Source organism: Acetobacterium carbinolicum (assembly GCF_047456275.1).
GTDB lineage: Bacteria > Bacillota > Clostridia > Eubacteriales > Eubacteriaceae > Acetobacterium > Acetobacterium carbinolicum.
The window spans coordinates 2,257,484-2,280,518 of record NZ_CP173357.1 but is presented as its reverse complement, the minus strand read 5'-3'; the positions used below and the strand labels follow the sequence as shown (position 1 = coordinate 2,280,518).

16 protein-coding genes and 3 riboswitches are annotated in these 23,035 nt (G+C 38.8%); all 16 genes read left to right on the top strand.

Annotation, left to right across the window (positions count from 1 at the left end; all coding sequences use genetic code 11):
* Positions 1-10 precede the first annotated feature (10 nt).
* The 16 genes from ACIZ62_RS10555 to ACIZ62_RS10480 all read left to right on the top strand — a co-directional run bounded on the left by ACIZ62_RS10555 (position 11) and on the right by ACIZ62_RS10480 (position 23,024).
* On the top strand, positions 11-1,471 hold the full coding sequence (locus ACIZ62_RS10555; RefSeq protein WP_414150145.1) for a lipopolysaccharide biosynthesis protein: 1,461 nt from the start codon (positions 11-13) through the stop codon (positions 1,469-1,471).
* 72 nt (positions 1,472-1,543) lie between these two features.
* The gene (locus ACIZ62_RS10550; protein WP_111886687.1) at positions 1,544-2,263 is read left to right on the top strand and encodes a WbqC family protein; all 720 of its coding nucleotides are present in this window, start codon (positions 1,544-1,546) and stop codon (positions 2,261-2,263) included.
* Positions 2,264-2,705: 442 nt separating this feature from the next.
* A riboswitch (cyclic di-GMP riboswitch) is annotated at positions 2,706-2,781 on the top strand.
* A 49-nt stretch (positions 2,782-2,830) separates the two neighbouring features.
* Positions 2,831-2,905: riboswitch (cyclic di-GMP riboswitch) on the top strand.
* A 12-nt stretch (positions 2,906-2,917) separates the two neighbouring features.
* On the top strand, positions 2,918-4,513 hold the full coding sequence (locus tag ACIZ62_RS10545; protein ID WP_111886689.1) for a glycosyl hydrolase family 28-related protein: 1,596 nt from the start codon (positions 2,918-2,920) through the stop codon (positions 4,511-4,513).
* 123 nt (positions 4,514-4,636) lie between these two features.
* Positions 4,637-4,719, top strand: a riboswitch (cyclic di-GMP riboswitch).
* Positions 4,720-4,731: 12 nt separating this feature from the next.
* Positions 4,732-6,774: a glycosyl hydrolase family 28-related protein gene (locus tag ACIZ62_RS10540; RefSeq protein WP_414150144.1), complete on the top strand. Its 2,043-nt coding sequence runs from the start codon at positions 4,732-4,734 to the stop codon at positions 6,772-6,774.
* 224 nt (positions 6,775-6,998) lie between these two features.
* Positions 6,999-8,012, top strand: coding sequence for an NAD-dependent epimerase (locus ACIZ62_RS10535; protein WP_322518998.1), 1,014 nt, complete (start codon positions 6,999-7,001; stop codon positions 8,010-8,012).
* A 22-nt stretch (positions 8,013-8,034) separates the two neighbouring features.
* Positions 8,035-9,201, top strand: coding sequence for a nucleotide sugar dehydrogenase (locus ACIZ62_RS10530; RefSeq protein WP_111886694.1), 1,167 nt, complete (start codon positions 8,035-8,037; stop codon positions 9,199-9,201).
* A 55-nt stretch (positions 9,202-9,256) separates the two neighbouring features.
* On the top strand, positions 9,257-10,000 hold the full coding sequence (locus ACIZ62_RS10525; RefSeq protein ID WP_414150143.1) for a tyrosine-protein phosphatase: 744 nt from the start codon (positions 9,257-9,259) through the stop codon (positions 9,998-10,000).
* 79 nt (positions 10,001-10,079) lie between these two features.
* A complete protein-coding gene (locus tag ACIZ62_RS10520; RefSeq protein ID WP_414150142.1) occupies positions 10,080-11,951 on the top strand; it encodes a polysaccharide biosynthesis protein in 1,872 nt (623 codons plus the stop codon).
* Between the two features lie 73 nt (positions 11,952-12,024).
* Positions 12,025-12,981, top strand: coding sequence for an LCP family protein (locus ACIZ62_RS10515; RefSeq protein ID WP_414150141.1), 957 nt, complete (start codon positions 12,025-12,027; stop codon positions 12,979-12,981).
* 35 nt (positions 12,982-13,016) lie between these two features.
* Positions 13,017-13,709, top strand: coding sequence for a YveK family protein (locus ACIZ62_RS10510; protein ID WP_111886698.1), 693 nt, complete (start codon positions 13,017-13,019; stop codon positions 13,707-13,709).
* A gap of 1 nt (position 13,710) precedes the next feature.
* Positions 13,711-14,394, top strand: coding sequence for a CpsD/CapB family tyrosine-protein kinase (locus ACIZ62_RS10505; protein WP_111886699.1), 684 nt, complete (start codon positions 13,711-13,713; stop codon positions 14,392-14,394).
* 341 nt (positions 14,395-14,735) lie between these two features.
* The gene (locus ACIZ62_RS10500) at positions 14,736-16,331 is read left to right on the top strand and encodes an ABC-F family ATP-binding cassette domain-containing protein (protein WP_414150140.1); all 1,596 of its coding nucleotides are present in this window, start codon (positions 14,736-14,738) and stop codon (positions 16,329-16,331) included.
* 183 nt (positions 16,332-16,514) lie between these two features.
* Positions 16,515-18,944 (top strand): EAL domain-containing protein, encoded by a 2,430-nt coding sequence (locus ACIZ62_RS10495; protein ID WP_414150139.1) that lies wholly within the window; start codon positions 16,515-16,517, stop codon positions 18,942-18,944.
* Between the two features lie 187 nt (positions 18,945-19,131).
* A complete protein-coding gene (locus ACIZ62_RS10490) occupies positions 19,132-19,968 on the top strand; it encodes a 4Fe-4S binding protein (RefSeq protein ID WP_414150138.1) in 837 nt (278 codons plus the stop codon).
* 25 nt (positions 19,969-19,993) lie between these two features.
* Positions 19,994-20,539 carry a hypothetical protein gene (locus ACIZ62_RS10485; protein WP_414150137.1) on the top strand — a complete coding sequence of 182 codons (546 nt, stop codon included), beginning with the start codon at positions 19,994-19,996 and terminating at the stop codon, positions 20,537-20,539.
* Positions 20,540-20,750: 211 nt separating this feature from the next.
* Entirely contained in the window at positions 20,751-23,024 is a 2,274-nt protein-coding gene (locus ACIZ62_RS10480) for a PAS domain S-box protein (protein WP_414150136.1), read from the top strand.
* Positions 23,025-23,035: the final 11 nt, after the last annotated feature.

The following is a 23,035-nucleotide window of genomic DNA, read 5'->3' as shown; positions in this document are numbered from 1 at the left end:
AAGAGGGATTATGGATGATAAGCAAATAAAATCTAAAGTGATTGCATCGTTAGTCTGGAAATTTTTGGAACGACTGGGAACTCAGGGAATACAATTTATTGTACAAATTATCCTGGCCCGTCTTATCTTGCCAGAAGAATATGGAACAATTGCCTTAATTGCAATATTTATTTCATTTGCGAATGTGTTTGTTCAATACGGATTTAACACCGCGCTGATACAAAAGAAAGATGCAAATGAATCGGATTTCTCATCCGTGTTTTTCTTAAGTCTAGCCGTTGCCGGGGTATTTTATGTGGCCTTGTTTTTTGGGGCGCCACTGATGGCTGGATATTTTGAGAATAAAATGCTTACACCACTACTTCGGGTCTTATCAATTACACTGTTTTTAGGCGGCTTGAATTCAATTCAAAATGCAGTGGTCGCCAGAAATCTGGCATTCAGAAAACTGTTTTACAGCAGTTTAGGGGCGGTTGTGGTTTCTGGGATAGTCGGTATTGCAATGGCCTACAATGGCTTTGGAGCATGGGCGTTAGTGGCTCAGCAGCTAACTAATCAATTCATTGTGGCTTTGATTCTATGGTTTACAGTGAAGTGGCGGCCAGGTTTTATTTTCTCCTTAGCAAGTTTAAAGGGGCTTTTTTCATATGGTTGGAAGTTATTAGTTTCAGCGCTCATCAATATGTTATACACCAATATCCAAAGTTTATTCGTCGCAAAAATATATAATCCGGCCATGTTGGGCTATTTTAACCGCGGGCAACAATTTCCGTCACTAATTGTCGCAAATATTAATGGCTCAATCCAATCGGTTATGTTCCCAGCCCTTGCCCTCAAACAAGATAATTTGCATCGCGTTAAAGAAATGGTTAGAAGAGCGATCGTTACCAGTGCGTTTTTTATCTTTCCTATGATGGTTGGGCTGGCGGTGATTGCAGAACCTCTGGTAATCATTTTATTGACTGAAAAATGGTTGCCATGCGTTCCGTTCTTACAGATCTCCTGTGCTGCTTATGCTTTACTCCCGATTCATACGGCTAATCTTCAGGCAATTAATGCCTTAGGGCGAAGTGATATATTCCTAAAACTGGAAATTATTAAAAATGCAGTCAGCCTGGTGATTTTGGGGATCTCTCTTTTTTATGGTATTTATGCCATTGCGGCCGGAATGTTTTTTAGCAGTGTCGCCTCATCGTTTATAAATGCTTATCCTAACAAAATGCTGTTGGATTATAGTTATATGCAACAGATGAAAGACGTGATGCCTTCACTTCTATTGTCGGTGGTAATGGGGATAATTATTTACTTTGTTTCATGGTTCAATATGACGCCTGGATTAACCCTGATAATTCAGGTAACTATTGGGATTAGCTTTTATTTTGGGATGGCAAAATTATTAAATTTTGAGTGCTTAACATATTTATTAGTAACCGGAAAAGAACTGCTGGTTAATCGAAATAAGCGCAAATAAGCTGACGATATAAAGGGAGTTTCTTTAGCGGCTAGGAAAAAATCAGTCTGAATAAAAAAGTGAGGAAATAAAGTGGATATTTCAATAATGCAACCCTATCTATTCCCCTACATTGGGTATTATCAAATGATCAATTGTTCGGATTGTTTCGTTATTGCTGATGATGTGCAATTTATAAAACAAGGATGGATTCACAGAAACCGGATATTATTAAATGGAGCGCCGTCGATGATTACGCTGCCATTAAATAAAGATAGTTACGTCCTAAAAATCAATGAGCGCAGCTTCGCAATTCAGGAAGGAACAAAGGGGAGGTCTACCTTTCTGAATAAGATTGTGAATTCTTATCGTAAGGCACCGGAATTTAAAACGGTTTATCCACTTATTGAAACAATCATAAATTATGATGATAATAATGTGGCAAAATATTTAATAAATAGCATTACGGAAATTTGTGCATATCTGGATATTAAGACAGAGATGATCATCGAATCGAGTTTCAAGCTTTCACCTGAACTGAACTATCAGGATTCTGTTATCTACGTATGCAAAGAACTCAAAGCAAATCGTTATATAAATTCAATTGGTGGAATGGATCTTTATTCAGCAGAGCAATTTAAAAAAAACGGAATTCTTTTAAAGTTTATTAAAACGCGAGAATCGCTACACTATCGGCAGTATTACAATACATTTGTTCCCAATTTATCGATCATAGATGTGCTGATGTTTAATTCATTGACGCAGGTTAAAGCGCTACTAACGGAATATGATCTAATTGACGGCAGGGGCTAGCGCTTTTAGGCAAGGTTTGATACAGATTTATGAAATTGTATCATGCTTATTTTTGACAAAGTGGTTTTTTACGGCTTGGCAAAAGTCCCAATCTTCAAACGAATAAAAAGCATCCAACAGGTCTTGACTAATCTCTGGATATGTGATATAGTGACTTCGTAAAAGTAAATACTTTAATATTCGAATATTCTCCTGCTTTCATTTTAATAGTTACAAAAAATGATCGCATATTTATCAAATGCATAGGTTTAAGAGACGTTTAATAGATGACAACTAATGATTGAGTTGTATTAATTACAGTTTTATTTTCTAGGAGTAAATACGGACCTGTTAAAATTCAGTGGCGTAAAGTTTAGTGCCTATAAGTCGGTAGGTAGCTAACGAAAGGAAGGTATCAACAAAAAAACAGAGTTAAGTTAATAAGTATCGTGGAATAACTTTCCAACGATAAAGGCAAACCTGTTGAAAAACAGGGACGCAAAACTAAAGGGCCTGTAAAATGGCAGCCAGTTACCGAAGGGGAAGTTTTTTATTTGAAATTATTTTTGTTCTGAATTCATCGTTATCCAACGATAAAGGCAAACCAATTGAAAAGTTGGGACGCAAAGCTAAGGGCCTGTAAAATGGCAGCCAGCTACCGAAAGGAATACCATCATGAAAAAGTTATCTGTTTTTTTAGTCACACTATTTGTATTATTCAGTGCGATGCCAGTAAATTCAGCGTTTGCTGCCAGAGTTAGACCCCCAAGAAGACCGATTAGAATTACTCAACCGGTAGTGACAGAACCGGTAGTGACAGAACCGGTAGTGACAGAACCGGTAGTGACAGAACCGGTAGTGACAGAACCGGTAGTCACAGAACCGATAGTGACAGAACCAGAAGTTACAGAACCAACGACACCTGTCAGTCAGGAAGTCAGCGTCAAAGATTTTGGAGCGAAAGGGGATGGTATCAGCGATGATACCTTGGCCATTCAAAAAGCCATTAACGAGGCAAGCAGTAAAAATGTCACCTTGTTAATTCCGGCGGCAACCTATGTGGTTACGAGTCAATTGGAAATGAAGAACAATACAAAAATCAGCGGCTATGGTGCAACCTTGTACATGGCACCCCAGCAGTCAACAGTTGCCAATATTTTATGGTCAAATCCAGATTCGTATATTTCTAATGTAACGATCGAAGGATTGAAACTAGAATCTCAAAACACGATTGCAGGTGCCGAGTATTACGCAAACAGCATGATCAGCAACGTTCAGGGGATGTTTTTTCAGGGCATCAGTAACCTGACGATCAAAGATGTTTCGATGGATAGTATGTATGTAGGCTTAAAAATGGGACAATCTGGAAGCAACCGGAATCAGGGAGTTACTGTCAGCAACCTCAATATCGATAGAACTGGCATGCCTGTTCAGGTTTCTGGTACCAACGATTTAATCATGACAGATAGCATTCTGAATGCCAATTCTGGCGGAACGAAGTGGCTTCATGCAGCATACATCCGAGGCGATAACAGTAATTTCCTTTTTAACAATGTTGAATTTAATAATGCCCCTGGTGGCGGTATTGCAGTAGCTGGCAATGATAAATTCCCCACTGCACCCGATCATATTGTCTTTGAGAATTGTCGTATTAAAAACAGTGTTGTCGGTATGCACGTCAATACTGGTGCAAACAATGTGAGTATCTCAGGTTTAACCATCGAAGGAAGCAGTTTGGGGTTTAAGATAACGGATGCAAACAACCTGAATATCAAAGATGTAAACATTAGCGGTGCGATGCCATCAACTACTGATCTTGGAGCATTCATTATTAATAATAGTTATCAAGCAAATATAGAAAATGTTACAGTCGATGCCAATGGTATGGCAGGAGCCTTATTCTGGCTAATTGGTGAAGTAAAAGATACTAACGTTTCTGGAATGAATGTAACGAATGTGGATAAGATTCCCTTGATTAGTGCCAACAGCGCGTCTCAAACGACCAATGTTGTTGTAGAAAACTCCAGTTTTGAATATAACAATATCGATAAATACGGAATTGGTTTCAGAGGCGTTGGTTCACAAGCAGTGCTTCAAAACAATACCTTTGTAAATAACGGTGCTGAATATTCTTATCTGATCTACAATCCCGAAGGAACAGCTATTCAGGTATCTGACAATTCTTACAGCGGATTCCAAAGCTTGACTTCCAGCTCGGACTTTTCAGTAGCTACCAATAATTTCAACCTTCTGTCAGCAAAAGTTGACTAATCGATTTTAAAAATGGACATATCGTTTATCGTATTAATTCAATAAAGCAATTACTAAAAGCCTTGCTCTTTTGAACAAGGCTTTATTTTACAAATTAAAGTGGTCGAATATTAACAATTGTGTCCACGATAAAGGCAAACCAATTGAAAAGTTGGGACGCAAAACTAAGGGCCTTAACTCAAAGAGAAAGGTAGCCGGTTGCCGAAAGGAGCAAAAAAATGAGTTATAGTTTGGATCATCGCGCAAAGAAAATTTGTGTAAGTGTGGTGGTAATCCTATTGATGTTAAGTAGCGTTTTTTCTTCGAACGTTTTAGCAGCAACCATCGATACCGAAGCGACTGAATTACCTGGAGTCACCTATCAGACCCATATACAAAATGAAGGTTGGGCACAGGGCTGGATGAGTAGTGGCGAACTCTCCGGTTCAGAAGGAAAGGGATATCGCCTCGAGGGAATAAAAATAAATCTGACTGGAAGCGTCCCCTCAGGGTTAGAAATTGAATATCGGACCCATGTGCAAAATAAGGGATGGGAGCAGGAATGGGCTACAAACGGAGAATTTTCAGGATCTGAAGGCGAAGGATTTCGGCTGGAAGGAATCCAGATTAGATTAACCGGTGAGAATGCAGCAAATTATTCTGTTAAATACCGAACCCATATTCAAAATGAAGGTTGGGTTCAAGGTTGGGTGTCAGACGGGGCACTCTCAGGCTCGGAAGGAAAAAGTCTGCGCTTAGAGGCAATTGAAATCATCATTGAAAAGCAGTCAGCTGGAGTAGCCAACGAACCCGCAGACCCAGTGGTTACAGACCCAGTGGTTACAGACCCAGTGGTTACAGACCCAGTGGTTACAGACCCAGTGGTCACAGACCCAGTAGTCACAGACCCAGGAGTCACAGAACCAACCCCACCAGTGAGTCAGGAAGTCAACGTCAGAGATTTTGGTGCGAAAGGCGATGGTGTCAGTGATGATACATCAGCGATACAAAAAGCCATTAACGAGGCAAGTAGTAAAAATGTAACCTTAACAATGCCTGCTGCAACCTATATGGTTACGAGTCAACTGGAATTAAAGAATAATACAAAAATTAGCGGCTATGGCGCGACTTTATACATGGCGCCCCAGCAGTCAGCAGTTGCAAATATTCTATGGTCGAATCCCGCATCATATATTTCAAACGTAACCATTGAAGGATTGACACTAAAATCTCAAAACACGATCGCTGGAACCGATTATTATGCAAACAGCATGATCAGTAATGTGCAGGGGATGTTTTTTCAGGGGATCAGTAACCTGACGATCAAAGATGTCGCTATGGACAGTATGTATGTTGGCATAAAAATGGGGCAATCTGGAAGTACTCGAAATACTGGAATTACCATCAGCAATCTGAAAATTGATAAATCTGGCATGCCGATTCAAATTTCAGGAACCAATAACTTTACGATGACAGACAGTGTTTTGAATTCGAGCGAGGGCGGAACAAAATGGTTACATTCGGCATACATCCGCGGTGATAACAGTCATTTTTACTTTGGAAATGTCGAGTTTAACAATGCTTCTGGAGGAGGAATTGCGGTGGCTGGCAATGACAAATTCCCTACCGCTCCTGATCATATCGTTTTTGAGAACTGTCGTATTAAAAACAGTGTCGTCGGTATGCACATCAATACCGGTGCGAATAACGTTACCATCAAAGGATTAAGCATCGAAGGCAGTAGTCTGGGATTCAAAATTGTAAATGCAAATAACTTAAGCATAAACGATGTAAATATCAGCGGAGCCATACCATCGACCTCCGATATTGGAGCGTTCAGCATTGGTAACAGTTCGCAGTCAAATATTTCAAATGTTACTGTCGACTCAACCGGTATGGCAGGAGCACTATTCTGGTTAATCGGAGAAGTAAAGGATACAAATATTTCTGGCATGGACGTAACGAATGTGGATAAAATTCCTTTAATAAGTGCTAACAGCGCATCAAAAACGACCAACGTCGTTGTTGAAAATTCAAACTTTAAATACAAAAGCATTGATAAATATGGCATCGGATTCAGAGGCGTGGGATCGCAGGCAGTCCTTCGAAATAATACCTTTACGAACAGTGGTACGGCGTATTCTTATTTGATTTACAACCCGGAAGGAACGTCAATTCAAGTATCTGATAATTCGTATAGCGGATTTCAGCGGTTGAATGCCAGTTCTGATTTCTCGGTAGTTGCCAACAACTTTAACCTTTTGACAGCAAAAGTTGACTAGAGAACGATCGATCAAAATCATTTCACACAATCTCAAAAATAAAAGTTTTGAAAAGTCTTGTTTTAAACAGGGCTTTTTTTAAGTTATGATAAAACAATATAAAAATGGAAAACTATTTTATCGGAATGAATATTAATTAAAAAACTGGTAAGATGGGAGCAAAAAGGGTAAAATATAAATTACCTATCAAAAAAAACAAGTCGATAATAAAGGCGGTTGTAAAAATGAAGATACTAATTACTGGGGTAGCAGGCTTTATTGGTTTTCATTTGGCGAATTTAATGCTTAGACAGAATCATCAAATTGTAGGCGTTGATAATCTGAACGATTATTATGAACAATCGTTAAAGAAAGATCGATTAGCAATTTTGGAAGCACATAAACAATTTTTATTTTACAAGGCTGATTTAAAAGATAAGCCTTCAGTTGATAAGATTTTTGAAACACATCGTCCAGAGTATGTAATTAATTTGGCAGCCCAGGCGGGAGTTCGTTTTTCGATTAGCAATCCCTATGCCTATCTGGATTCAAATCTCATCGGATTTATGAATGTACTTGAAGCATGTCGCAATTACCCGGTTAGGCATCTAATATATGCTTCGTCAAGTTCTGTTTATGGTGGAAATAAAGTTGTGCCATTTTCTACGAACCATAATGTTGATCATCCGGTTTCCCTTTATGCGGCAACAAAAAAAGCGAACGAACTGATGGCACATACATACAGCCATTTATATAATATTCCAACAACGGGATTGCGGTTTTTCACGGTCTATGGACCGTATGGAAGACCGGATATGGCTTATTTTTCCTTCGTTAAGGATATCTTGTCAGGAACACCGATAAAGGTTTTTAATCACGGTGAAATGAAAAGGGACTTTACTTATGTAGACGATATTGTACGGAGTATCAGCCAATTAATTGATAAAATTCCCATTGCCAATGAGAATTGGGATGAACGCGTAGATGATTTAAGCACAAGTTTTGCACCGTATAAGATCTATAATATCGGAAATAACAGTCCGGTAGATTTAATGCACTTCATTACGATCTTAGAAGATCAACTGGGGATGAAAGCGGAAAAAATATTTATGGAGATGCAACCAGGTGATGTGTTGATAACCTATGCGGATGTCAGCGATCTTGAGAAAGATATTGGTTTTAAACCGAGTACAAGTATTGAAAAGGGTTTGGCTCAGTTTGTGAAATGGTATAAATCATATTACAAGATCAATAAATAAGATAACGACGGGGGATATTAAAATGAAGATAACAATCGCCGGAACCGGCTATGTGGGGTTGTCAAATGCCATTTTATTGGCTCAGAACAACGAGGTTATTGCACTTGATATTATAAAAGAAAAAGTTGCGATGATCAACAATAAAAAATCTCCGATTATTGACAGTGAAATTGAAGAATATCTAAATACCAGACAACTTAATTTACGTGCAACAACTGATAACTATGAAGCTTACAAAGATGCCGAGTATGTGATTATTTCAACACCAACAAATTATGATCCGGAAAAAAACCATTTTAATACCAGAACCGTTGAAGCGGTTATTGCAAACGTTTTGGCCATCAATCCAGATGCGGTGATGATTATAAAATCTACCATCCCAGTTGGTTATACAGAGGCCATAAAAGAAAAATTTGAAGCAGAGAATATTATCTTTTCACCAGAATTTTTAAGAGAAGGGCATGCTTTGTATGACAATCTTTATCCGTCAAGAATTGTGGTTGGAGAGCGCTCAGAACGTGCACAAGTCTTTGCGGAATTACTGGCTCAGGGTGCGTTAAAAAAAGATATTCAAATTCTTTACACGAATTCTACGGAGGCAGAAGCAATCAAACTTTTTGCCAATACATACCTGGCTTTAAGAGTCGCTTATTTTAATGAGCTCGATTCATATGCAGAGGTAAGAGGTCTCAATACTCACGATATTATTCAGGGTGTAAGTTTGGATCCTCGAATTGGCAATTATTATAACAACCCGTCTTTTGGTTATGGCGGCTATTGTTTGCCGAAAGATACCAAACAATTGCTGGCAAATTACGCCGACATTCCTCAAAACATTATGTCGGCAATTGTGGACGCAAATCGTACCAGAAAAGATCATGTTGCAGATATGATCATAAAAAGAAAACCTAAAATTGTCGGCATTTTTCGGTTAACAATGAAGATGAATTCTGATAATTTTCGTGAGTCGGCTATTCAAGGTGTCATGAAACGAATTAAAGCGAAGGGAATTGAAGTGGTTGTGTTTGAACCAACTCTTGAGGAAAGTGATTTCTTTAATTCCAGAGTGATAAGAGATTTGGATGAATTCAAAAAAATTGCTGATGTCATTGTTGCTAATCGCCTTTCGGACGAGATAATAGATGTTGTCGATAAGGTATATACACGGGACTTGTTTAGTCGCGATTAAAAAGGGCTTGAAATGTACTAGATCCCATTGAAAGGAATGCTCAAAGCGTGAGATAATGATTGATACACACATACATATGATACCAGGAGTAGACGATGGTGCGAAAGATTTAGAAATTTCAGTTCAGATGATGCATATGGCAATGAATGAAGGGGTGAATGAGATGATCCTGACACCCCATTTTAATATGCCGGCCTATCATAATCAAAAGGTGGACAAGCAGTATCAATTGCTAAAAGAATATATTGTCAGAGAAAAGATTGATTTTAAGCTACATTTAGGTAACGAGATTTATCTTAGTGAAGAAAGCATGGCTGGGATCGATCAAGGAAAAGCCCATACCATGGGTGACAGTCGATACTTACTGATTGAACTCCCCTATTATCATTATTATCCATTTCACGAATCAATGCTTTTCGAGCTCCAGGAAAAAGGTTATAAAATAGTTCTAGCTCATGTCGAACGGTATGAAATATTTTCAAAAAAACCGGAAAAATTTGCGTATTTGAGTAAGAACGGTATTTATGGACAACTTACATCGCGTTATATTATGGAAAGCAAAACCAGAAAAAAGGCACTTAAGTGGATCGAAACCGGATTAATTCATATTGTTGCTTCGGATGCACATGATATGATCAAACGCCCACCTTTTATGAAAATGGCTTATGAAACGGTGATAAAAGCTTTTGGTGAAGAATGTGGACAAATGCTCTTTACGGAGAATCCGGGAATGATAATCCAAGATTGCGAATTGATGGTGCCGGCTCTAAATAAAAGGAAAAGATTCTGGTTTCATTGATAAAAAATACTTAAATCAATGAAATTTTCAAATGATCGGAGTAAAGGTCATAATTAATCTGCCAAAAGTGAGGTAACCCATGGAAACAAAATTAAGCCGACAATTATTTCTTATTGTAGCTGATATAGTGGCAGTAAATGCGGCGTTTTTATTGACTTTATTTTTACATTATGAGGGAAATATACCGTCTGAAATCATTAGCATTTATATAAATAGTGTTTTTGTTTTTACGGTTGGAAAGCTGTTGATTTACAGGTATTTTGATTTATACAACAGTTTGTGGTCCTATGCTTCGGTAGAAGAGTTATTAAAAATTCTCCTGGCAGTAGTAGTAGCGAACGTATTTGGCATTATTTATCTCATCTATATGGGAGAAAGACTATATTTTGGAATCTATATAACAAGTATGCTTTTTGAGATTGCATTTGTCAGCAGTGGGCGTTTTAGTTATCGATTGATGCGAAGTCTTAAAAACAGAAAAATCTTTATGAAACAGGATCTTGAAAAGAAAATTTTAATTATTGGTAGTGGTGCTACCGCAACACTGATCGCAACAGAGATAAAAAATCATGCGTCAAACTATGGTCAGGTAATCGGATTTATTGATGATGATGCGAAAAAGCTCAATAAAACAATTGCCGGGGTGAAAGTTCTGGGAAATAACTATGATATCGGCAGCGTTGCACACAAGTATAATGTTAATGAGATTATTATTGCCACCCCAACAGCAGACCCAACAACACTTCGCATGATAATCAGTGAGTGTAAGCGTACGGCTGCCAAGGTTCGAATTGTACCGGGGATTCGTGAAATGATTGATGGTCAGGTTTCACTTAGTAAAATTCGAGATGTTGAGATTGAAGATTTACTGGGTAGAGAAACGGTTAATCTTAATATACGAGAAGTTGTCAGTTATCTAGAAGGGAAGATTATCATGGTGACTGGCGGAGGCGGTTCAATTGGGTCTGAATTGTGTAGACAAATTGCCAGATTCAACCCGGGGAAATTAATTATTCTGGATAATTATGAGAATAGTGCTTATGAAATACAAAATGAACTGATTAATGATTATGAAGATAAGATTAATCTGGACGTAATCATTGCCTCGGTACGCGATCGTGATGATGTTTTTTCAATTATTGAAACCTACCATCCGGATGTTATTTTCCATGCCGCTGCCCACAAACATGTACCATTGATGGAACGTTCACCTTGGGAAGCGATCAAAAACAACGTTTTTGGGACAAAAAACATTGCCGAAGCTGCCCATGAGTTTGGTGTCGATCGCCTGGTGATGGTTTCGACAGATAAGGCGGTCAATCCTACTAACATTATGGGTGCTAGCAAGCGGATTTGTGAAATGATCATTCAAGGACTGGCCCGACAAAGTAAAACAAAGTTTACCGCTGTTCGTTTTGGAAATGTTCTTGGTAGTAACGGCTCGGTTGTTCCCTTGTTTAAAAAACAAATTAAGGAAGGCGGTCCTGTCACCGTAACACATAAAGAGATCATCCGCTTTTTTATGACCATACCAGAAGCGGCGCAATTGGTAATACAATCCGGTGCTATCGCAAAAGGTGGAGAGATCTTTGTGTTGGATATGGGCCAACCAGTGAAAATATTTGACCTGGCGGTTGACCTCATTAAGCTTTCAGGATTAAAGCTTAATGAAGATATAGAGATTGAGATCATCGGGCTAAGACCAGGAGAAAAGCTATACGAAGAGCTGCTGATGGATGAAGAAGGCTTAACAGAAACCCGATTTGAAAAAATCAGAGTAGGTAAACCGGGTGATATTGACTATACCAAGCTTAAAAATTCACTTGAAGAACTGAGACCCTTGCTTAACTTATCTAACAAAAAAGCGCTGATCAATAGGGTTAAAACGATTGTCCCTACCTATAAAGACAATTCTGAAGTTAATCATAACAATGGGGATTACCTAAAATAGACATCGAATTGTCTGGTTAACTGTTTTAGTTCTTCAATTCATGCAAGTTAAACTGAGAAAGGAATCAAACGCCATGAAAAAACGAAAATCAATTATATTTCTATGGAGTGTTTTAATCCTGGTAATGGTTGTCAGTTTGTTCATCTTTTTAAATATGAATGACAGATCGTCGATCGGTAATAACCAGAACTCTAACTCAGAAAATGAAACAGATTTAGGTTCGATCGAGGATGTTTTAAATCAAAATAATGAAGATTTATTGGAATTAGTTGATACGAGAAAAACCGTTATTTTTGCAATTTATGGAACAGATGAACGCTCCGATGAAACGGGTAGAAGTGATATTATCATGGTGTTAATGTATGATCCGATTCAGGAAAAAATGGTAATGGCTTCACTGCCCAGAGATTTAAGGGTTAATGTCCCCGGGTATGGACTTGATAAAATCAATCATGCCTATGCTTATGGGGGAAGAGAATTAATTGATCAGACGATTGAGGAATTGTTGGGTATTAAGCTGGACTTTTCAGTAAAACTGGATTTTGATACATTTGCCAGTATCATTGAAGCGACCGGCGGTGTGAATATAATAGCACAAAAGGACTTTTATAAAAATGAGAATCAGTTAGTTATTGGTCAAGGAGAACAGCTATTAAATGGAAAAGATGCACTCTTTTATGTGAGATTCCGCAGCGATGGTGATGGCGACTATGGTCGGATTGCAAGACAGCAAGAAGTGGTTAAGGCGTTAATGAGGAATTTATCAACGATGAGTCTCAAAAAGAAATTACAATTGGTTGAAACCTATTATAACAATGGGATTGAGACGGATGCTAATATAGCTAAACTCAAAGAGTATCTCAATATGAGTGGCGGCGATGCAAATCTTACTTTTGAAAATTACCGCTTAAAAACTTATTCGGAAATTATCGATGGGTTATGGTATGAGTTATACAATCAGGAAGATTTGGATGTGATTATTAATTTGTTTAATGTTAATGAAGACATCAATCAGGAAAACTGGAACTGAAGTACTTAGTTGGCTTTAAAAGAAAGGAAAACGAAATGGAAACGACAAAAGAAGTAAATTTCAAAGAACTTTTCGAAATCATCATTAAGAAATGGTGGCTGATCCTGTTGTTGACAATTATTGGTTTCGGGGCGGCTTATGTTTATACGATAAAATATGTGACTCCCGTCTATGAGGCGAATACGGTTTTGTACATTGGTCAGGAAGGGGGGAGTTTGGGGTCAATTGATGTTTCTTTGGGTCAATTAAATGCGAATAGTCAACTCCTCGTCGATTACAAGCAAATTGCAGCAACCCGATTGGTAGTCAATGAAGTAATAAAAAACCTGGGGTTGACAATTTCCTATGATGAATTTAAAGAAAATGTTATTATCGAAAGTGTTTCGGATTCGCGGCTTTTTACAGTTGGATTTAGACACTCTGATCCACAAGTCGCGAAACAGATTGCCGATGAACTGGCTAAACAATTAACAGTTGCCGTCTTACAAATTGTTGGAGTAGAGAATATTCGAATCCTGGATCAGGCCTTGGTACCACAAGCGCCTGTTTCACCTAATACGCTTCTAAATGCTGTTATTGGCGGTTTGTTAGGTTTTTTTATAGCATTGTTTGTAATAATTTTGATGTTCCTGATTAATGATACGGTCAGAAATGACGAAGATATCGAAAATTTGATTAACATATCAGTTTTGGGTGACATTCCGGAATTTAAAGGGGAGGTTCGATAACATGGATACATTAAATTTAATCACACTAAGCGACCCCACATCACTTATAACTGAGAGTTATAAGTTGTTACGGACAAATATAAATTTTAAAAATTCAAATAACCGATATCAGGTGATGCTTATAACCAGTGCCGGGAAAGAAGAAGGGAAAAGTACGACAATTGCAAACCTGGCAGTAACATTTGCTCAGGCTGACAAGCGGGTATTGTTAATTGATGCCGATTTAAGGTTACCCAATATAAGTGCAATTTTTAATATTAATAAAAGAAAAAACGGTTTGTCCAATCTGCTTATGGATGACTTGGCATTAGAGTCACTTGTTAACAAAATGGAAAATCTTGATAAATTAGAAATTCTGACCTCGGGCAATAAACATGCTTCACCAACGGAGCTGCTGAATTCAGAAGTATTTGAAACCTTTATCAAACAATGTCGAGAAGAATACGATGTAATTCTCATTGACACACCGCCAGTACTAAGTTTTGCTGATGCTAGCATCATTTCAAAAGTGGTTGATGGTGTTTTATTGGTTATCGCAGCCAATCAAACAAAAAAATCAACGATTATTGAAGCAAAAAAAAATCTGGATAAGGTGGGCGCAACCGTCATCGGTGCGATCCTGACAAAAGTGAAGTTTAAGAAAAATGCGAACTACTACAGATATAATTCTGTCAAAGCAAAGTAACCACGCATGAAACAAAATGCGATACCGGGTATTAGTTCAAGTATTCTGGAAAATTCGAGAATAATCTGATAATATTTAGCAAAAAGAGTGGAAAATAAACGTTAAAAAGGATATAATAAAACAGCTTATGATAGAGGCTATTTGTCAGTGTTCTGATGAAGGCCTCTTCTTTACGGAAAGGTGACCAAATTATAGAAAACCAGTTGAAATGTAAGTAGACGAGATCACATCCGTAAATTAGGCGATGTGCATCGGAATGACTAATAAATAGTTAAAAAACTGTGCAGAGCTTACTTAACTTGGATTGCCGACTAAATAAATCAGTGGAGGATTAACGATTAATGATAACAGTATCAGAACTAAGTTTAAATTTTAGCGGAACGAATCTTTTTTCCAATGTAAATATAAAATTTACCCCGGGGAATTGTTATGGGGTTATTGGGGCGAATGGCGCTGGTAAGACCACCTTTTTAAAAATACTATCTGGTGAGATTGAGCCATCAACCGGTAACGTTTTTATTCCTGAACACATGCGGATGTCAGTGCTTAAGCAGGATCATTACGCCTTTGATGCGTTTTCGGTTCTGGATACCATAATGATGGGGAATCAGCATCTTTACGCTGTAATGAAAGAAAAAGACGCGCTTTATATGAAGGAAGATTTTTCCGATGCAGATGGCATCCGGGCGGGCGAACTGGAAGGTGAATTCGCTGAAATGGACGGCTGGGAAGCCGAATCCGATGCTTCCCGAATTATTCAGGGCCTTGGTCTGGGGGTTGATATTCTCGACGCCAGTATGGATAGCCTTGGTGGTAACGAAAAGGTTAAGGTCTTATTGGCCCAGGCTTTATTTGGCAAGCCCGAGATTATCTTACTGGATGAGCCCACTAATCACCTTGACATTCAAGCGGTGGAATGGCTGGAAGAATTTTTAATGGATTATGAAGGAACGGTTATTGTGGTATCCCATGACCGCTATTTCCTCAATAATGTCTGTACCCATATTGTCGATATTGACTTTGCTAAGATTAAGGTTTATGTTGGTAACTATGATTTCTGGTATGAGTCTAGTCAATTGATACAGCGCTTATTAAAAGATCAAAACAAGAAAAATGAGGACAAGGCCAAAGAACTGCAGAACTTTATTGCCCGATTCTCGGCTAATAAATCCAAGTCCAAACAGGCCACTTCCCGTAAAAAAATGTTGGATAAGTTAGACATCGAAGACATGCCCTCATCATCCCGAAAATATCCATGGGTCGGTTTCCAGATTGATCGGGAGCCGGGCAAGGAAATTCTAACGGTTGAGCATTTATCAAAAACTGTCGATGGGGTTAAAGTTCTCAACAACGTCAGTTTTCGGGTCAATAAGGATGATAAGATTGCTTTTGTGGCGGAGAATGAGATTGCCATGACGACCTTATTTAGAATACTTATGGAAGAAATTGAACCGGACGAAGGCAGTTTCAAATGGGGCGTCAGTACCACCCAGTCTTATTTCCCCAAAGATAATAGTGACTATTTTAATGGCTGTACCCTGAATATCTGCCAATGGCTTCAGCAATACACCGAAGAAATCACGGAAACCTATATCCGCGGGTTCCTCGGTCGAATGCTATTTTCCGGAGATGATATTTATAAAGAGGTTCAGGTTCTTTCCGGAGGAGAAAAAGTTCGCTGTATGCTTTCAAAAATCATGATGTTTGGCTCAAACGTGCTGGTTTTGGATCAGCCAACCAATCACCTTGATCTGGAGTCGATCACTGCCGTCAACAATGGTCTGATTGATTTTAAGGGCATCTTGCTATTTGCCAGTCATGATCACCAGTTTATGCAAACTGTGGCCAATCGAATTATTGAAATCAGAGAAGAAGGCATTATCGATCGATTATCGACCTATGATGAATTCATCAACTATAAAAAAACGTTGTCTTAATATTTATAAAAGCACACCTCTAATGATGGAAAAGAGATCGTCCATTTAGAGGAGTGCTTTTTTTATTCAATAAAATCACTATTTCACGTCGTTGATGTCCCGGTTTTTAAAATGACTGTTATAATTGCCATAAAAATGATATAATTCAGAAAGTTAATTCGAATGAATACATAGAGGTGCTCCATGGAAAACTTGGTATTCTTATTATCAATTGTCTTTTTTGTCTTTTTTATCTTTTATATATTATCAGGATTCTATGTCTTTTTTAAATTACCCCATGTTATTTCAACGAAGAAGGTCTATTTTTATCTTACGATTGCAATGGTTTTTGGTGGGATACTGAATTTTGTTACCCGGTATCTTATGAGCAAGGAATCCAATCTTACCGACGTATTGGTTTTAAGTTCCGTTTTGATTGGTTTTGGATTAATCATTCAGGTTGTGCAGCGGCTAGCGTTACCGGATCGGTGGAAAGATTTTGTCAATGTTTCACTGCTTGCGATATTGGTACCCATCGTTACGATGCAATTTCTGGAATTTGGGGCAATTACGATTTGGGCATTTCCTTTTATTTTAATTATTCCTTTTCTGGTCTTTAGAGAAATCGTTTATTTGGGAATGATGGCCGTCTCTATTATTTTAACTCAAATTATTGTCTGGGTAATGATGCCGCTCGTTTATGTGAAGTTAAGTGGTGTTGATTACTTGCTCAGAATTGGCTTGTTTTGTATTGGGATATGGCTGTGCTATTATATTAATCAGTTATTTTTACTAAGACTCAATGAAACGGCAGAAAAGATGAGACTTCAAGAATTGATCACCCAGATTTCATCCGATTGTGTCGGCATTAATCAGCATAATTTTGAAGCGAGTATCAACAATTTATTAAAAATCAGTAGTGAATTTTTTTTGATTGATCGTGCCTATATCTGCCTTTTTGATCAGGAGCGTGAAACATTTTCATGCATCCAGGATTATTGTCGTCAAGGCATAAAATCTGGTCAGGAGTTCATTCAAAACTTGCCGATTAATCGCAATCACTGGCGGATGGAAAAAATTCTTGAGAATGAATTGTTTGTCGCATCGGATATCAGTAAACTCCCTCAATTTGTTAATGCAGAAATTTTTAATATGGGTATTAGTTCGATTAAAGCTCAGATCATTGCACCGATTACCAGTAAAGAAAAAATTATTGGGTTTTGGGGACTTGATCAGGAAACAAAAAGTTTAGAGTGGCAGGAAGATCACTTGAATTTTATGAAAATTATCGCAAATATATTAGGTGATACGCTTACCCGGATTGATGCTGAAAAAGAACTGAATTTTATGGCGCATTATGATGAAATCACGAAGCTGCCAAACCGCAATCTTTTTACAAATTTTCTCTATTTTAGTATTGTTAAACAGGAGTTTACCCAGACCCATCTGGGCGTTGTTTTTTTAGATCTCGACTCATTTAAAGTTGTTAATAATACAGTCGGCCACGGAATGGGAGATGAGCTGCTCTATCTGGTTGGTGAAAAGATCAAACGTTTAATGAAAAAGACGGATTTAGTTTCCCGCTTCAGTGGCGACGAGTTTTTGATTATGATCAGTCATATTGAAAACAAAGGTGAAATGGCTTTGATTGCCGAAAAATTGATGAATCTTTTTTATGAACCCTTTATTCTCAAAGGACAGGAATTTTTTATGACTGCCAGTGCGGGTATTGCACTCTATCCAATTGATGGGAAAGATCCTGAAGAATTGATCATGAACGCCGATATTGCAAAAATAAAGGCCAAAGAGAAAGGCCGAAATCAATATCTGCTCTGTTCTTCTGAAATGAAAGAAGAAGTAAATCGCCAGAATCAGCTTACGAATCATCTCTACCGGGCCCTGGAAAAAGGTGAGTTAATTGTCAATTACCAACCGCAAGTGTGTTTGAGTACGGGGCGAGTGACTGGGGTCGAATCACTCTTGCGTTGGCAGCATCCAGAATTAGGGCTCATCTCTCCGGCTGTCATCATCCCATTGGCTGAAAAGACAAGTTTGATTAATCCGATCGGTGAATGGGTTCTTGAAACTGCTTGTCGACAAAACAAGGCTTGGCAGGTTATGGGAATGGAACCGATATTAATGGCTGTTAATATTTCGGCCAGTCAGTTAAAAAACCCAAATCTGATCAGTCAGATCGAAGGAATTCTAAAGCGGACTGGCCTAAGTCCAGCATATCTGGAAGTGGAAATTACTGAAAGTACCGCCATTTTAGAATTAGGTGAAATTATCGGTAAGCTTAACAGCCTGAAAGAACTTGGCGTTTCGATAGCTATTGATGACTTTGGAACGGAGTATTCTTCATTGAGTCGTTTAAAAATGCTGCCTTTGGACCGACTGAAAATGGACAAGCAGTTTGTCGATGGTATCGGCTTTAACCATAAGGATCAATCCATTGCCAATGCGATTATCCAACTTGGGAAAAGTTTAGGTTTGGCGGTGGTAGCAGAAGGTGTGGAAAAGGAAAAACAGGTAGCCTTTTTAAGAACGTCCCAATGTGACCTGATTCAGGGCTACTACTATTATAAACCACTTGATGCGCTGGAGATTGAAAAAATTCTAAGACGGCAGGGGTAACCGTTGGATCAGCTTTACTTAAAATATGCGGTAAGTTAGAGAGCAATTAAAGATTTGAATGCTCGAATGAGGTTTGTTTGTTGAATATTTAACAATTATTCTTGCGTTGAGCAACTAAAAAATTTACAAAGCTAGAAGATTGGTTTATAATTAAGGTGATAAGTTGAATCGGATCGAGAGGCTATAAATGGACAAAAAAGATGTAATCCAAATTGCCAAAGAATTTATTGCGAATTCTTTGGATAATCAGATAAAGTTAGAAAGTAATGCACCTCATGAGTTAGTTGGGAAAAAAATATATGATCCACCAATTTTCGGATTTTGTGAAGCGAGTGAGGATGTCTTTAAGGTGCTTAAGGAACCGGAGGTGATTGGCTGTCACTTTAGAAACCCACAGGAGTGGATGCCGACAGCTCAAACGGTGATCTCGTTTTTTCTGCCCTTTAGTGAGGCCGTAAAGGGGAGTAATCGGGACCAAAAAATTTGGCCCTCTTGGGGTTGGTTAGTTGGCCGGGTTGAAGGGCACAAATTATTGCGTTCTTTGCTATTGCATCTGCAAAATAGTATCAATCGTGCTGGTTATGCCACAATGGTGCCAACCATGGATATTAAGTTTTTCAGCATTACTGAACCGATTGAAGAACTTTGCGGTGAGCCCCTGGCGTTTACTAGCAACTGGTCAGAGCGGCACATTGCCTATCTTTGCGGTTTGGGAACTTTTGGTTTATCAAAGGGATTGATCACTGAAAAAGGAATTGCGGGAAGATTTGGTAGTCTGGTAACTGAACTTAAGTTAGAGCCCAGTCAGCGGCCTTATGAAATTTATAATGCCTATTGCACCCAGTGTGGTGCCTGCATTAAACAGTGTCCGGTCAAAGCCATCTCCATTGAAAAAGGTAAGGATCATCGATTATGCGGCATTTTTCTTGATAAAACTGCCCAAAAGTTTAAACCCCGATATGGTTGTGGTAAATGTCAGGTTAATGTGCCTTGTGAAAGCGGCATTCCCGGCCGAAATAAATAATTAGAAAACTACAATGGATGGTGTAATGTTAACAGAAAAATATAAGAAACGAGAAGAATTAGAAAAAGTCATTGAGTTTACCTATCCGGGTATTGCGTTATTGATTCGGGATTGCAATCTGGGTGATCTGGGGTCAAAATATCAGGTGGGAATGGTATTAAAAGAGCTGGGGTTTACCGACGCCAGTTTGCGTCGCGGTGGTATGGTTACGACCCATCGTCTGGCGATCCTGTCAAACCACTATGATAATATGCGGGTCTATGAGCACGATACCCATTGGGGCTTATGTGTTTTGGAAGCGGGTTCTCATTTCAAGGTATTGGATATCTGGACAAGGGGAGACAAAACCCAGATTATCCTGCTCCATCTGCCCCAAAAAGGTTGGGAAGTCTTTGACTCTGTGGCCACCGACATGGATCAGAAGCTTGTCGATATTGTCAGAGAAGGATTTGAGCATTGTCTAAAACTTCCACCCATTCCTGAGCTTTCTACTCAGAGTTGGCTTAAGCGATGCTATTATCCAGTTGGGATGTCTGAAGATGGCGATTATTTTCCGCTTGGCACTGATTAAACTATCGTCAACCGATCGTGAGAAATCTCCTGGTAAGGATATCTCGCGATTTTTGTTTGGAAAAATTTGTTCTCCAAAAAGTAGCAGCCTTGATTGGCGGATTGCGTTTGGGGTAGATAGATAATATCAGTCAATCATAGATTAGCAGTTTGTCGTGACGTGTAGTGCTTTAATTTATCGTTTATCTAAGTGAAGGTGAGTGGGTGGAGATATGAACGATCAAAAAATAGGACAGGTAAAAGGCAAAGAATCATTTTTCGAAGACCTTTTTCGAAATAATCAGGAAATTATGCTTCTGATCGATATTGACACGCTTGAAATTAAAGACTGCAATCATTCTGCCTGTTTGTTCTACGGGAAAACCCATAGTGAGATGATAACGTTTAAGATTACCCATTTTAATTGCCTTAGTAAAGATCAAATTAAAAAAGAAGCGGAACTGGCAAAAAATAGAGAGCGTAATCAGTTTTATTTTAAGCATCGTTGTCGTAAGGGCGAAATCAGAGACGTCGAGGTGCGTTCAAGTCCCGTTTCTTTGGATGGAACAGATTATTTACTCTCGATTGTGACAGACATCAGTGGTTTGCAGCTCGATAGCGATGCACTACGAAAAGAAAACATGATGTTGGAGAAAGTGGTCGCTGAACGCACCTATGCGCTGAAGGAACTTAATGAACAGCTAATCGCCGCGCAGGCAGAATTAAAGCGCGAGATGCTTTTTATCGAAGCCTTGTTTGAAAGCATTCCAGGTTATCTTTATGTTTATGACGAAGCAGGAAAACTGATAAAGTGGAATAAAAAACATGAAGAAATGACAGGCTATTCGGCCGATGAATTGGCTCATATGACGCTTGATCAGTGGTTTGAGGGCGATGATTTGGTCAAAGTGATGGCGGCAGTAGAGGAGGTGTTTAGTAAGGGGTATGGAGAGGTAGATGCCAATCTGATTACCAAAAGCGGAAAAAAATTACTTATTCGTTCGAATGGTGTGGTAATGACCCTGGATGGAAAAAAATATTTCACCGGCGTGGGGATTGATATTACTGAGAGTAAACGTCTGGAAAGTGAATTAAAAAAAGAAAGCAAACTACTCGAAACAACCTTGGTTTCCGTTGGGGATGGGGTCATCTCATGCGATAAAAATGGTCATGTTTTGTTTATTAATCGGGTGGCAGAAGAATTGACAGGCTGGCAAAAGAAGGAAGCCCTGGGTAAGCCGATCGAAACCGTTTTTAGTATTATAAACGATAGTAATCGGGAAAAAGCTGGAAATATTGTCGCAGAAGTGATTAAGACAAAAGAAATCAGGGAGCTGGATAATCATACCCTGCTGATTGCTAAGGATGGTATAGAACGAACCATTGAAGACAGTGCCGCTCCCATTATTGACGCAAACGGCGATGTTCTGGGGGTTGTTCTGGTATTTAGAGATTACACCGAAAAAAAGCAGAAACTGGATCAGATCGAGTATTTAAGCTATCATGATCAGCTTACTGGGCTTTACAATCGGCGCTTTTACGAAGAAGAGCTTAGTCGTATGGATACGCCAAGAAACTTACCGTTTTCGCTAATTATGGGTGATGTTAATGGCCTGAAATTGGTAAACGACAGTTTTGGACATGTAATGGGGGATGAGTTATTAAAAAAAGCGGCTAAGACAATTGTCAAAGCCTGTCGAGCAGATGATGTGGTGGCAAGATTAGGCGGCGACGAATTTGTGGTACTGTTGCCAAAAACAGATCAATTAGAAGCGGAAGAAATTATCAATCGGATTGAAGAACTGGCTAAAGCTGAAAAAGTCGGTACCGTTGAACTTTCAATTTCATTTGGTTTTGAAACAAAGTTTAACGAGGAAGAAGATATTCAGCGGATTTTTAAACGAGCTGAAGACTATATGTATCGCCGTAAACTGACCGAAAGCCTGGGAATGCGGAACAAAACGGTGGGCATGATGATTGAAACCCTATTCGACAAATATCAGAAAGAAATGTTTCATTCAGAGCGGGTTGGCAAATTGTCAGCAGAGATAGGAAATAAAATCGGTTTTAATTCTAAAGATTCCCATGATCTTCAAACCGCCGGGCTGATGCACGACATCGGCAAAATCGGAATTGCGGAGGGCATTCTTGATAAGATAGAAAAACTAAATGAAACAGATTGGGATGAGATTCGGCGACATCCTGAAATCGGTTACCGGATTTTGAGTTCAGCTAATGAATTTGCCGAAATTGCGGAACATATTTTGGAGCATCATGAGCATTGGGATGGCGGTGGCTATCCTAAAGGACTAAAAGGCGAAGAGATCTCCCTGGAAGCCCGAATTATCGCTATCGCTGACGCCTATGATGCCATGACCAGGATGCGCTTGCATCGGAATGATTTAACAGCTGAAGAAGCCATTGAAGAAATCAGTCGTTGTTCCGGCACCCAATTTGATCCAGAAATTGCCAGAGTCTTTATTGAGATGATTGAAAATGAAAAATAACATAATCCAGC